Here is a 12275-nt window from a genome sequence, read left to right on the forward strand (position 1 = left end):
ATTTGAGAACTGTACCGCTTTTATCAGGAGGCATTTATATGCAAAGAACACTTTCCGCCTTGTCGGCCGCAATCGTCGGTTTGGCGATGTTGCTGGGCTCGGCCATATCATCGTTTGCCGCGCCGGTCCCTTCCCAGCCCGTGCAGGTGACGTCCAATATTGAGCAGGTACGTTCGCGCGACAGGTATCGTCCGTACTATCGTCACGGTTGGGACAATCGCCGTAACTGGAACAGATCAAATCACCGCTACAACCGAAACTGGGGCAGGTCCCATTGGGGCCGGTCCGATTGGGAGCGCCGCAATGTTCGCACCTATCGCGACCGCAGGTGGCGTGAAAACCAGATGGGTGGCAGCGGCCGCAGCCATCAGTAATTGACACCGAGGGCGGCGCAAGCCGCCCTTTTCGTATGCGGACTAATTCCCTTTTCGCTTGATGGCCTCGTAGCCAACGCGCACTTTTTCAGCGAGCGTCAACAATCGGTCCTTGCAGGTCTTCGCGTCGAAATCGCCTGGTTGCTTCGGCCCCGCGTTTACCTCGCGCAGCCAGCCGCGCACGGTCTGATCGGCTTGATCGGCGGACTTGCCCAGCGCCTTCAACACGGTTTCGCTGCTCTCGATCGCCGAGTAGTGCGGTTCGCGTCCCAAGGCGTCCTGGCACTGATATGAGGCGATAACCAGGGTCCTTGCATCTGCCACGACTTGATCCGTGCCGGCGTTCTTGCTGTTCGTGGTCGTGCATGCCGCCATGAATATAGCCAGCGCGCCGCAGCCTAATGATCTGAGTTGCATGCAAACTCCCCCGTTTTCTCGAATGAAGGCTAGTCAACCAGCGCCCTGGTGTCGAGCATCAGGGTACGAGGAAATGCGTGGTCCAATCTTTTTGCGGCACAAGGTCGCCGATCTTATATTTGAACGCGACGATCTCCATGTTGTCGGCGCTCGTCTCGCACTTGTATTTGAGGTGGTACCAGGCACCGCCGCTGCGGAAGGCTGCGCCGCGGGTCTGGATGCCATGCGCCTGCATGCGTGGCTCGGCAAAGGCATAGGCCAGAACCTTGTCCGGGTTGAACTTGCCTTCGTCTTTGCGAATGCGCTCCATTGCTTCGACGTCGCAACGTTGTTCGAGCCGGGTTTGCGGATCGAGTTTGCGCAGGCCTGTCTCTTCGCGCGCATCCATGGCGAAGACCGGCTGGGATGTCACAACGGCAAGCGCGACCGCAACAAGAACTGTTTTCATACGAGACCCATCCAATTTTCTGCGGTGCGAGCGATGCGCGAGACTAAGGGAAGGGGGAGTTGCTCGCCAAGTCCCCGAAATCACACAACCCACAGGTTTGATTCGACGCGGGCACTATCAGCAATGACGGCCCGGCGCATAGCGGCTAGGCCGGGAAATTGTCAGAACTTGGTCACAACGCATGAATATTATCGACGATGGATTTGCCAGGATCGCGCGCCGGCTCGCCTGCGTCATTTTTTACGGAAAAGCCAACAAAGCCCTTGCAAACAAGGGGTTTCATCTTTAGTCAGCGTCCTCGGAGAGGTGGCCGAGTGGTCGAAGGCGCTCCCCTGCTAAGGGAGTAGGGCTCAAAAGGCTCTCGAGGGTTCGAATCCCTTCTTCTCCGCCATCGGTTATCGTAACTTATTGATGTTTAAGCATCTTTTGTAAAGCGCAAGTTTTACCCTGCACCTTTAACCTGCGCTGTCGGCTCGTTTGCGCCGACGATCGCTGCCATGGGCGCTACCCCGCTCCGGTATCCGGCGGTCACCGACGGTCCCAAAACCCGCGAGCGGCCCGCTCTGGGCGAATGAGAAGAAGCGTCTGCGGACCTCGATCGCATGTGAAAACCCTCAGGATCAGCCATCAAGTGCGCGCGTCCACTTCGTGGTCTGGTGACATAAATCCCAGTTTCCTAGCTTCAGCGATCGCGGCTGCATTACTGGCGGGTAGCCACCATGACTTCTCGACGGGGGACCATCGCGCCCCAAGCTTCTTTGCTTCGTCCTTCCGCGAGAAGGGGACGTTCAGGAGTACTTTCTCAACTTGCCCAGGATCGGTTCGAGGATTTCCTTTGCCCCGTTGCTTATCGAGCCGTGTGAGGACAGTGTCGAGCAAAGGATCATCCAGCGGGCGGAGCTTAGCGGTATCAGCCCACTCAGGAGGTTCAATTTGCCGCCACGTCTTATAGGTGCCGGGAACTGGCAATTGAGTCGCTTGTTCTTTCAATTGGCCGCATAGAGAGTAAACATCCATAAGGACGGATGGATTGCCAAAATAAGGCGCAGGCGCTGTCATCTCTCCAACACGAACAACTCTGGCGCAGGTGCCGCCCCAAGTCGTTCGCCTTACCCAAAATCCAGCACCTCCGTTCGCGACGTACATCTCGAAGACGTTACCTTTATCGTCGTCCATCCAATCTTGATGATGCATAAAAAGCCCCTCGGTGCCCAAACGATAGTTGCGTTTGGCGCGACAAAATCAAGTCTCAAAGCGATGTAAGTTGCAGCCTCGTCGACCGACTTCGCAATGGCAAGCCGGGAATGCGCACGACGCGGACAAGGAGGTCGCACGCTTGGTGAAAAGTTTCGAGTGGCCGTCCCCACGGGGAGTTTCACCGGCAGCCAACCCCAGGGGGTGGATACGATGAGGCCACCCAATAATGCCCGATGCGTGTGTGCTTTCTCGAGACGATATGGGAATGCACCTCGAACGCTTCTGGCCGCCTGCGGTAATCTTCCCAGTCCAAGTTGTCTTGGTTTACCATAACAGGCGAGTTCCAACCATTGAACTGCTGAAGAAACGACTTACCTCCTCGACACCAAAGCTTGTTGACAAGTTTTTTGACTTTCTCGATCGGTATAGTTGTAAACCATTTTGCGATAGCGAATATGCTACGGATCGGTCGAGGGTTAAGTTTAAATGACAACAACGATACAGGCACTGGCTGACAAGCTTTTTCCGGTTGTTCAGGCACAGGAAGATGATGCCGAAGTAAGGAACATCCCACCTGAGCAGCGCCGACTGCATACTGAAACCGCAGACCTGACCGTGGGCTCACTCCATCAGTTGATGGGAACCGGAAAGATTGAGGTACCTGAGTTCCAACGTGGGTACGTTTGGACCCGAACTCAAGCCTCGAGGCTCATCGAAAGCCTCATAATTCAATGCCCTATACCAGTCGTGTATTTCAGCCAGTCTTCAACGAATAATCTAATCGTTATCGATGGCAATCAAAGACTGATGTCGATAAAACTGTACCTTAATGATGGCTTTGAATTACAGGGTTTGACAACATACCCCGAACTCAACGGCTATACTTGGGCCCAACTTGATCCGCGATTTAGAGACCACATAAGCAACCGAACCATAAGATGCATCACAATTCTCAAAGATACACATCCTCAAATTAAGTTTGATGTATTCGAAAGGCTCAATACGGGGTCGGTGAAACTCAATGGGCAGGAGTTGCGGCACGGGGTGAACCACGGTCCTCTAATGCGGGAGGTCGACAACCTAGTTAAGAATGAGACTTGGAAAAAGCTTAGCGGTATTAAATCTGACAAAAGAATGAAGGGCGCTGAACTGATATTACGTTACTTTGCATTCAGGCACGATCGAGAACTCTATAGGAAGCCATTATCTGGCTTCCTAGACACGTTCACGACCACGCATCGTTCCATCCCAGCGGATAAGCTGGATGCATGGACGAGCGAATTCATCCAGACTTTGGAGGCAGTCGATTATTTCTTTGGGAGAAATGCGTTTAAAATCATAAAGCCCGACTTCACAACCGCAGGTAATTTTAATTCAGCAATATACGACGCGCAAATGATTGGAATAGCTGAAACTGTCAGCCCCGCCATCCGCGGACGTCACGCGGATAGAAACGCAGTGCAACAAGCCTTTATTGAATTGATGGGTGACAATACTTTCGCCACCAGTGTGCAAAGAGCCACGAGCGACGAGACCGCAGTTGATACGCGTATCTCCCGCGCAATCGCACTTTTCAACGGGCTCTAGTCTTGCGGTATCGCGTCAGTCCCTACAGAACCGATTTTGTAGATCGGACAGATCAGCTAGTGCGCACATCTCGTCTTGCGAGCCGCAAAGCCGTGAACCAAGGGGTGCGAGATTTAGCCTTCCAGTGTTCTATACTACAGACAAGTGCGGCAGTGGAGGAATACATCAGATCGGTATTTGAAGCATGGGCCTTTAAGATGCGCAGCATGAACGGCATCCAAAGCAACGCCATACCGGTTCGTACACGCGTTGTTGTTGCTAAGAACCGCCTTTCGCAGCATTTCTCTGCCTTTGCTTACACCAGTGATGAAAGCAAGTTCCTGAAAAAAATCGAGCGAGAAGCCGATCTTTGGTCGTTTCTAGAGGGCACAGCTCAAGTTCCGCCGGGCTTCGATGGTGGCGTGGTGTTTTCAGAAAAAAAGTACCCTTCGCCGAAGAACATCAAGGTGATGTTCTCTCGTATAGGGGTGGACAACGTTTTCGCTCAAATTTCCAGCCGTATCAAAGCCGACGCGGAATTTAGGCTGGAAAGCTTCAACTCAATTCGCACAGCTCTCGCGCATTCAAATCCGCCTCAGCTAACCTATCTTGACGTAAAGCGAAACATAAAGAACATACAAGAATTGATCGGAGCTATTGATCGCATTTTGCACAAGGCGCTGTCTGCCTCGATAGCAACTTCGGTGTGGTGACCAACTGTGGCGATTGGGGCAATCAGTCCAAATGTCAGCCGCTGCCTCCAGAGATTTTCCGTAACCACCGCCGTGTCCAGTTTGAGCCCTATGAGACGCGCTCGGCATTTAGTTCTTTTGCCATTTTGCGAAATAAAACGATCTACGTAAGGGAACATTTGTGTCCCGATGATCTTCCCACTGTCTGAGCAGTGGCGGACGGAATCACGCGTCACTCAGCGACAAGGTTGAGGGAACGAAACTTCGGCGTTACAGCTATGTAACCTGTTTGAAACGCCCACATGCTCACTTCTATCAAGATGGAAGAGGAATGCTATGAGCAACCGCCGCGACGTTCTGATTGGTCTTGGTTCTTTACTGGCGTGCTTGACATGCTTGCGACCTGTTCTGCGTGCAGCCAGCGCTCAGGACTTGCCGACTATGCCGCCGCGCAATCCATGGCTTGCCGAGAGCGTCTATCCGACCTCGCATTTCAATCCCGGCGCGACGGATTCGGTACTGTTCGCCGGGCCCGTGCATGGCCGTAAACTTACAACCGAAGAGGTCAAGACCGTTCCGACGGTCATCACCTCCAATCCCACGCTCAAGAAGGTGGGCGATCAGACGATCGCTTTTGCCAGTGGAGCGGTGGGCGTTCAGAAGCTTCGCCTGACGGGAAAGACCATGGAGGCCGGCAATTTCGTGCCGTATCCCGGCTTCGAGGCGGATGCGAAAATGGCATCCAACGAAAGCATCCACGCTGTCCTCGACAAGCTTGATGCGGCATCTCGCGCTCGCGACGAAAGCCAGATTGTCGCCGCGCTTGCTACAATGGGCTCCATGGGCCTCAACATTCAGACTGGCATCAATGGGGTCTACAACCTCTTCGACAAGGATGGCTATCACTACTGCGTTTTTGGCGGAACCAAAGTGCTCAAGTCGTTCGATGACAACGATCCCAAGGCAGACCTTCGCATCGTAGCCTCCAAAAATCTGGTGGAGGACCTGCCGGCCGACATCGCCAAATCCGTGTCGCGGATCATCGGGCTGGCCATGACCTATGATGGCTATCTTGCTGCGGCTGCCCCCGGCGCAGCGCTGATCCTCGATCGCGATCTCAATGTGAAGTCCTATGTCGGATTTGGTGACGAAGCAGTCGACAACTCCATCTGCATCGATGACAAGGGCGGGGTCTATGTCGTCACCAGCAAACGCATGCTGCGTCTCGCCTGGACAGGCGAAAAGCTTTCAACCGACACCGCAGACGGTGCATGGGAGTCGCCTTACGAGTCGATGGACCCCAAAAAAGCCATGGCGCTTGGTGCAATCTCGCGCGGCTCGGGCACGACGCCGACGCTGATGGGGTTTGGTGACGATCCCGACAAGCTCATCGTTATTGCCGATGCCGCCGAAGCTGGGACCAATCTGGTTGCATTCTGGCGCGACGCGATCCCGGATGGCTTCCAGCAGAAGCCCGGCACCTTGTCCCGACGAATTGCCGATCAGATCAAGATCGACATATCCAGCCTTACAATCGAACCTTCCCCCAACGTGCTCGGTTACGGGGTTGCCGTCATCAACGGCAGCTACCCGGAACCGTTTCCGGAGCCCGGCCCGCCCAACCAGTTCACCGCCGGGGTTACGCGCAAAGCCCCGCTCGGCGTTCAGAAATTTACCTGGGACCCGAAAGAGAAGAAGTTCGAAAAAGCGTGGGTCAATATGGAGGTCGACAACACCGATATCATGGTGCCCGTTGTCTCCGCGGCCACCAACCTTATCTACTGCGCGACCAAAATCGCCGGGAATCATGCTTATGTCGGGCTGGACTGGACGACTGGCGAGACGAAGCAGACGTGGCTCTTTCCCGACGACAGCCGAAAGTGGAATGCGCTGGGCGGCATCACGACAATCCTTGAGGATGGCGATCTACTGATTGGCGGCGCATTTGCCATCAAGCGGATGATAGATGCACCTTAGTTTTGGGTAAGACCATGGGACGGTCCGACCAGGGCCGGTCGTAACATCACGATCTCCACGGACTGGTGTGCCGCGATTCCGAATTGTCAGTTTATGTGTTGCGAGAAAGGATGGTGCGTTGAATTGTCAATTTATAGAGGTTGTCTCAGCTTCAGCGACCATCCCTCTTTTGTGCCTTGAGCATTAGCGTCCATCCCCAATCTCTTTTCTCCATGAAGTCACGGAGCCCATGACCAAGCAATGGAGCGGTAAGTCGATTTACTTTGTTGGATGTCAGCAATCTTCTGAAGTGTTTATGAGCGATTGGCGTAATCGAGAACAATGATTCTATTTCAAAATGCTTGCTTGTTAGCGAAGCCAATTCCGTGCGATCCACCCACTTCCTGAGCTGGCCGGGTTGCTGGGTCGGAACCCTGCAATAATTTTGCAGAACGGGACGATTTTGCGTCGCAAGGAAGAGGTGCCCGCCGGGCTTGAGCAGTTCCGCGAGACGCGCGAAGAATTTGTTCTGGTCAGCAACGTGAGATAGCACTTCCAGGCTGACCAGCACGTCGAAAGACATGGGTGCAAAATCGAGTTTGGCGAAGTCGCCGGCGACGAACTTGATTTGGGGCCAGCGGGTTCGCGATGCCGATAAAACCTCGTCGGAAATGTCCGTCCCAGTGACGTTGCCAAACTTTGCCAGGGTCGGGCAGAACCAGCCGTTACCGCAGCCAACTTCGAGGATGTTGAGATCGCGTCGTCCCAACTCGACAAGCCATTCCTCGATAACCTGAGATTGCCGACGGGAAATTTCTCCTACATCGTGCTGACGATTTTCGGAGTTCCACTTATTCCAAAACGTGCGTTGTAGTTCGTCGCTCTGTTCCATAAATGAAGGATTGCAAGCTCTCTATGGTGGCGCAATGTAATACAAGGAGGTAACTCCATGTATTGATACGCAGCCTATTTGTTTATCTAAATGCTTTACACACTCAACTGGTTGTTCACCGCCGAAGGGTGAGGAGTACCGCTTTCCCTATGGGGACCGATGTACCGGAGCGCAGCAACACAGGCGGGCTCGAAGATCGAGGGAGCGCAACTTTGAGCCCGTATTAATGCTTGATGCTTATTAGCCTGGTTGGCTTGCGGGTATTTCACAAAAGGTAGGTAAGCCCGACAACCAAGGCTACACCTACGAAAAACAATGACCCGTACAACAAGGATGTTCGGAACTTGGGAGCTGGTCGTTTCTCGTTATATTCGTCATAGGCTTTTGGCATACCGGTTTAACGTGTCTGAGGTTCGATCGTTCCGGGTCTAAGCAGATTATCCCTTTCGACCGCCCACTCCACTGGAGCGACAAGCCGAATTCCCAGCGCAATATCATGCGCGTTGCGGGCGACAAGATGGTTGAGTGTCTGGAAATGGAGGGTTAGGATGATACCATCCAGTCCGGCGAACATCTTGCGGGGCCCGGAAACAGCATCCAGAGCCTGCCACTTCGTCGGGAATAGTGTCGGAAGGGGCGCAGGATGAGGTGATTAAGGTTTTCGCTCAACCCGGGAGCATCTGCGAAATAATGACTGCGACCGAAACCGCAAAAGCGAAAATGAGAAGATGACGCCACATCGGGGTGGTGTAGTGCGAATAGATTTCGTCTTCTTCGTCTTCGAACATTTCCGGCCTTTCTCCCATTTCAGCCGTCCCTATCAGTGCAATGTGAAGCCTGGATGTCAAGTTAAGGCATTAATCTGAAGCCGCTCGATCGTTGAGGAATGATGGTCGATTGTCCCTCCCGCCTTATAATCAACGCGGTGCTGGCGCAGAATGTTCCCGTGCATGGTGCAATCCTTCAAAACCCCTATATTGGCTTGCACCTCAGATTCGGGAAACTTCATGCCACACGATTTTCAAGCTGATATTGATGCCATTGCTCGCATCGATGCAGTTCCAACCATACTTGATGTCGTCTGCCGGACGACTGGCATGGGATTCGCGGCTGTTGCGCGGGTGACCGAAGATCGCTGGATCGCCTGTCAGGTGCTCGACAATATTGCGTTTGGGCTGAAGCCCGGGGGCGAACTTGAGGTCAAGACAACGATCTGCGATGAAATTCGCGGCAGTGGCCAAGCCGTCGTTATTGACGAAGTCTCGCAGGATTTGGTTTATTCGACCCACCACACGCCGCAGATTTATGGCTTTCAAAGCTACATCTCGATGCCGATCACACTGCCGGACGGTACTTTTTTCGGCACGCTTTGCGCCATCGATCCAGCGCCGGCGCGCCTGAAGAATCCGCAAGTGGTCGGCATGTTCAAGCTCTTCGCCGATTTGATTGCTTTTCATCTCGACGCCAATGACCGCCTTGCCAGAACCGAGGCTGCCTTGGTGGACGAGCGGACGATCTCCGAATTTCGCGAACAATTTGTCGCCGTGCTTGGTCACGACCTGCGCAATCCCGTGGCGTCGATCGATTCGGGCACGCGCCTGCTGTTGCGCACCCCCCTCGACGAAAAGGCGGAAGCCATCGTCAAATTGATCCGCGGTAGCGTTGTCCGCATGTCTGGCCTCATCGATAACGTTATGGACCTGGCGCGGGCGCGACTCGGCAGTGGCGTCCTGGTCGAGATCAAGCGCAATGCCGAACTGAAGCCCACGTTGACGCAGGTCGTCGATGAACTCGGGTCGGTCCGTCCCGATCGCGTCATCGAGACGAGCTTCGAATTCGATGATCCGATCCGCTGCGACCCTCTGCGTGTCGGCCAGCTTCTGTCAAATCTCCTTGGCAATGCCTTGGCCCACGGCTCCGAAGACGGGGCGATCCGCGTGGATGCCCGAACCACCGATGACGCATTTGAACTGTCGGTTACCAATCGCGGCGAGCCGATACCTGCGGAATCAGTCGACCAGCTGTTTCTGCCCTTCTTCCGCCATGGCGCCAAGACCGGCCAGCAGGGGCTTGGCCTCGGGCTCTACATCGCGTCCGAAATCGCCAAGCTGCATGGCGGCGTCATTGAGGTCGATTCGAATGACAGGAAAACGCGCTTTACGTTCCTCATGCCACTCGAAGTGTAAGGCCGGCAGCGAGGCGACGCTAAGTGACAACGCAGGGTTAAGGTGAGGGCGCATTGCCCTCTCGCTTGCGGGGAGCGTCGCAAAGCAGCGACGCGGAGGGTCTCCGTGCGCCCTCGTACCCTTCGAAAACGGGGAGTATCCGGGCTTGAGGAAAGTTTGCTGGCGCCCCCTCCCGGTTTCGCTCACATCGGTCAGCGGCGCCTTATTTCGTCAATGGTGCTCCAATTCGGCAGAGGCTCAATGGTGCTCCAATACGGCAACGCAGGAATCAAGATCATTGGTGGCAAGGTGGGCGTAGCGCATAGTCATCTGCAGGGTCTGATGTCCAAGCCACATCTGCACGCGACGGATGTCGATACCGCCGCGAACCAGCCTCGAAGCGCAGGTATGGCGTAAGATGTGTGGGACGACCTGATCGTCGCGACCGAGTCCGACTTCGGCTTTTGCCTCATTCCAGATCGCGCGAAACCGTACCTGGCTGTGCATGGAGAAGGGACCCTTCAGGCGCCCGCGCGGGATCAGCGTCGCATCGCGAGCCCGGGAGGTGAGGGGAACGGTCCGGCTGCGCCCGGATTTTGTCAGCCAGAAAGTCGAGCGACTATCCTGCAGATCGTTCCATGAAAGGCCGATCGCCTCGCCGAGACGGCATCCGGTATCGACCAGAAACACGCTGAGGCGGTAACTGTCTTCGCAACGTGCCCGAATTGCCGAAAACAGGCGCTGTTCTTCTTCGAATTCGAGGAAGCGAATCCGCCCTTGCCGCTCTTTCTGGCGGCGAAATTCCGGCAGATTATAGATATCGCCCATCTTGCACGCTTTCCGCAGCAATTTGCTCAAGGCCGCCATCTTGCGATTGATGGTGGCATTGCTGTTTCCGCGTTCGCGCAAGGTTCCAATTACGAAATCCAGCATCTCCTGGCTGAACACACTGAATCGCTCGCCGCCCACAATCTCGGCGATCTCGCCAAGAAACGATCGGACATTGACCTTATGCGATCCTTCATCCCAGAGAATGCCGATATATTGCGCGGTCAATTCCGCGAGCGTGTGATCCCGAACCAGTCGTCGCGTCTGGTGAGCGCTTGAGGAGTAGTGCAGATCATATTCGAACTGAACCGAAAAACGGGCGTCCTGCTGCGTGTCCAAGGGGGCGACTAGCATAATGATTGCGCTCTGAAAGAATGAAGAAGCATCGGAAAAATATGCGGCAAGTTGTATCCGCCAATCCGAAAAACGCAATCCCGGAACGTCTGCCAATTTAGGCTAATAGACTTCCGTATGATAAAGCGACAGGCTTTATCAGTTATCAACCCAACGGGCTGCAGTTCGAGCATTTCTACGTCTCCTCGGTCCGCGACCGATCTGAAATCCTTCCTCTGAAAATTGCTGTGCGCCGATGAATAACGCTGAAAATTGCTGTTGCTTAAAACTGTTGGCTCAATTGGAAAAGCCGACGCCGGAAACCGGCGTCGGAAGTATTCAGGTCAGACAATTAGAAATTGCGCTGGAAGCGGATGATGCCCTGTACAGCGTCGTCGGTGTTGATACCTGCATCGTTGTCAAAGTGCGTGTAGTTCACTTCGGGCTGAACGAAGAAGCCAGGAACCAGCGTATACTTTACGTTAAGAGCCGCAGCGAGAACGCCGGCGTCTTCATAGGCGACCTGACCATTGATCGTGGCCTTGTCGGATGCCTTGAAGGAGACACCACCCCAAACCGCATAGTCACCTTCCCAGGTGCCGTAGAAATCGTTGACATCGCCGTCCGACTTGTAGCCGCCCATCGCCCAGGCAGATACCGTATCGCTGAGCGTGAGGTCGAGACGAACCTTGCCAGCGAATTCTTCGGAGACGGAGTCATAGCCGGCAACGCCCGAAATCGCGCCCCAGCCCTGTTCGAACTTGGCACCAGCAACGACGTGCGGCATGTAATCGTCGATTAAATAGCCCTCGCTGCCTTGCTCGAGACCAACGGTTGCCGAGAAGCCATTGCCGCCGGCAAAGGTATAGCTGATCTGGTTGGTGCCATACGGACCTTCGGGAACCACGTCGTCCGAAATGATGTCGCCGAGATAGTCGGTCCAGGAAGTGAATTGCGAGTCGATTGCACCAGCACGGAAGCCGCCGAGTTCGATGTAGGCCTGGCTGACTTCGACAGTTTCTGAATCCGAACCGTTCTTGAAGTTGAAGCGAAGTTCAGCATAGGACTTCAGCGTGCCGAGTTCAGTTTCATTGCGTGCATCGAAGCGCAAATCGGCACGGGTACGCTTATCCCAGGTACCGCGCTCCTTGCCGGTGTAGGCATCATCGCCGCCTCGCGCGTCATAACGAATGTAGCCGCCGATCTTCAGGCAGGTTTCGGTTCCCGGAATGTAGAAGAAGCCGGCACCGTAAGCGTCGCAAACGCGAACGTATTCGACGGGCTCTGGTTCGGCGACGACGATTGCATCGGCAGCACGTGCGCCGGTTACTGCGACGAGAGCCGCAGCGGAGCCGAGAAGAAGGCTCTTGATGTTCATTTCTGACCTCCAGTCAAGATTCGCTGGAG

Annotated in this window: 12 protein-coding genes and 1 tRNA gene; 6 read left to right on the top strand and 7 right to left on the bottom strand. The window is 54.6% G+C overall.

The window, feature by feature from the left end; all coding sequences use genetic code 11:
* The first annotated feature begins 38 nt into the window (after positions 1-38).
* Positions 39-374, top strand: a complete 336-nt coding sequence (locus AC1DNI_RS07215) for a hypothetical protein (protein ID WP_139217607.1) — start codon at positions 39-41, stop codon at positions 372-374.
* Between the two features lie 42 nt (positions 375-416).
* On the opposite strand, the gene AC1DNI_RS07220 is transcribed toward AC1DNI_RS07215, so the two are convergent.
* Both AC1DNI_RS07220 and AC1DNI_RS07225 read right to left on the bottom strand, forming a co-directional pair.
* Positions 417-791: a hypothetical protein gene (locus tag AC1DNI_RS07220; RefSeq protein ID WP_477691343.1), complete on the bottom strand. Its 375-nt coding sequence runs from the start codon at positions 789-791 to the stop codon at positions 417-419.
* Between the two features lie 58 nt (positions 792-849).
* Positions 850-1239, bottom strand: coding sequence for a DUF930 domain-containing protein (locus AC1DNI_RS07225; protein WP_477691344.1), 390 nt, complete (start codon positions 1237-1239; stop codon positions 850-852).
* A gap of 300 nt (positions 1240-1539) precedes the next feature.
* On the opposite strand from AC1DNI_RS07225, the gene AC1DNI_RS07230 reads away from it, so the two are divergent.
* Positions 1540-1630: transfer RNA gene (locus AC1DNI_RS07230), tRNA-Ser, on the top strand.
* A gap of 236 nt (positions 1631-1866) precedes the next feature.
* Here AC1DNI_RS07230 and AC1DNI_RS07235 read toward each other — a convergent pair.
* A complete protein-coding gene (locus AC1DNI_RS07235) occupies positions 1867-2433 on the bottom strand; it encodes a DUF5710 domain-containing protein (protein ID WP_477691345.1) in 567 nt (188 codons plus the stop codon).
* Between the two features lie 489 nt (positions 2434-2922).
* Between AC1DNI_RS07235 and AC1DNI_RS07240 the strand changes: the two genes are divergently transcribed.
* From AC1DNI_RS07240 to AC1DNI_RS07250, 3 genes are all read left to right on the top strand, one after another.
* Entirely contained in the window at positions 2923-4023 is a 1101-nt protein-coding gene (locus tag AC1DNI_RS07240; RefSeq protein ID WP_477691346.1) for a GmrSD restriction endonuclease domain-containing protein, read from the top strand.
* Between the two features lie 2 nt (positions 4024-4025).
* The gene (locus tag AC1DNI_RS07245; RefSeq protein ID WP_477691347.1) at positions 4026-4715 is read left to right on the top strand and encodes a HEPN domain-containing protein; all 690 of its coding nucleotides are present in this window, start codon (positions 4026-4028) and stop codon (positions 4713-4715) included.
* A gap of 420 nt (positions 4716-5135) precedes the next feature.
* Entirely contained in the window at positions 5136-6671 is a 1536-nt protein-coding gene (locus tag AC1DNI_RS07250; protein ID WP_477691348.1) for a hypothetical protein, read from the top strand.
* Between the two features lie 151 nt (positions 6672-6822).
* On the opposite strand, the gene AC1DNI_RS07255 is transcribed toward AC1DNI_RS07250, so the two are convergent.
* Together AC1DNI_RS07255 and AC1DNI_RS07260 are read right to left on the bottom strand one after the other, a co-directional pair.
* A complete protein-coding gene (locus tag AC1DNI_RS07255) occupies positions 6823-7542 on the bottom strand; it encodes a class I SAM-dependent methyltransferase (RefSeq protein WP_477691349.1) in 720 nt (239 codons plus the stop codon).
* A 665-nt stretch (positions 7543-8207) separates the two neighbouring features.
* Positions 8208-8330 (bottom strand): hypothetical protein, encoded by a 123-nt coding sequence (locus AC1DNI_RS07260; protein ID WP_255453098.1) that lies wholly within the window; start codon positions 8328-8330, stop codon positions 8208-8210.
* Positions 8331-8549: 219 nt separating this feature from the next.
* Between AC1DNI_RS07260 and AC1DNI_RS07265 the strand changes: the two genes are divergently transcribed.
* Positions 8550-9728: a GAF domain-containing sensor histidine kinase gene (locus tag AC1DNI_RS07265; RefSeq protein WP_477691350.1), complete on the top strand. Its 1179-nt coding sequence runs from the start codon at positions 8550-8552 to the stop codon at positions 9726-9728.
* Between the two features lie 237 nt (positions 9729-9965).
* Here AC1DNI_RS07265 and AC1DNI_RS07270 read toward each other — a convergent pair whose 3' ends face one another.
* Together AC1DNI_RS07270 and AC1DNI_RS07275 are read right to left on the bottom strand one after the other, a co-directional pair.
* Positions 9966-10889: a tyrosine-type recombinase/integrase gene (locus AC1DNI_RS07270; protein ID WP_477691351.1), complete on the bottom strand. Its 924-nt coding sequence runs from the start codon at positions 10887-10889 to the stop codon at positions 9966-9968.
* 331 nt (positions 10890-11220) lie between these two features.
* Positions 11221-12246 (bottom strand): porin, encoded by a 1026-nt coding sequence (locus AC1DNI_RS07275; protein ID WP_477691352.1) that lies wholly within the window; start codon positions 12244-12246, stop codon positions 11221-11223.
* Between the last annotated feature and the right edge of the window lie 29 nt (positions 12247-12275).

Source organism: Phyllobacterium sp. 01N428 (assembly GCF_056399405.1).

Excerpts from the sequence above, each read along its gene's own strand:
- AC1DNI_RS07215 (WP_139217607.1), top strand. The coding sequence starts at position 39 with ATGCAAAGAACACTTTCCGCCTTGTCGGCCGCAATCGTCGGTTTGGCG.
- AC1DNI_RS07220 (WP_477691343.1), bottom strand. The coding sequence starts at position 791 with ATGCAACTCAGATCATTAGGCTGCGGCGCGCTGGCTATATTCATGGCG.
- AC1DNI_RS07225 (WP_477691344.1), bottom strand. The coding sequence starts at position 1,239 with ATGAAAACAGTTCTTGTTGCGGTCGCGCTTGCCGTTGTGACATCCCAG.
- AC1DNI_RS07235 (WP_477691345.1), bottom strand. The coding sequence starts at position 2,433 with ATGCATCATCAAGATTGGATGGACGACGATAAAGGTAACGTCTTCGAG.
- AC1DNI_RS07240 (WP_477691346.1), top strand. The coding sequence starts at position 2,923 with ATGACAACAACGATACAGGCACTGGCTGACAAGCTTTTTCCGGTTGTT.
- AC1DNI_RS07250 (WP_477691348.1), top strand. The coding sequence starts at position 5,136 with ATGCCGCCGCGCAATCCATGGCTTGCCGAGAGCGTCTATCCGACCTCG.
- AC1DNI_RS07255 (WP_477691349.1), bottom strand. The coding sequence starts at position 7,542 with ATGGAACAGAGCGACGAACTACAACGCACGTTTTGGAATAAGTGGAAC.
- AC1DNI_RS07260 (WP_255453098.1), bottom strand. The coding sequence starts at position 8,330 with ATGTTCGAAGACGAAGAAGACGAAATCTATTCGCACTACACCACCCCG.
- AC1DNI_RS07265 (WP_477691350.1), top strand. The coding sequence starts at position 8,550 with ATGCCACACGATTTTCAAGCTGATATTGATGCCATTGCTCGCATCGAT.
- AC1DNI_RS07270 (WP_477691351.1), bottom strand. The coding sequence starts at position 10,889 with ATGCTAGTCGCCCCCTTGGACACGCAGCAGGACGCCCGTTTTTCGGTT.
- AC1DNI_RS07275 (WP_477691352.1), bottom strand. The coding sequence starts at position 12,246 with ATGAACATCAAGAGCCTTCTTCTCGGCTCCGCTGCGGCTCTCGTCGCA.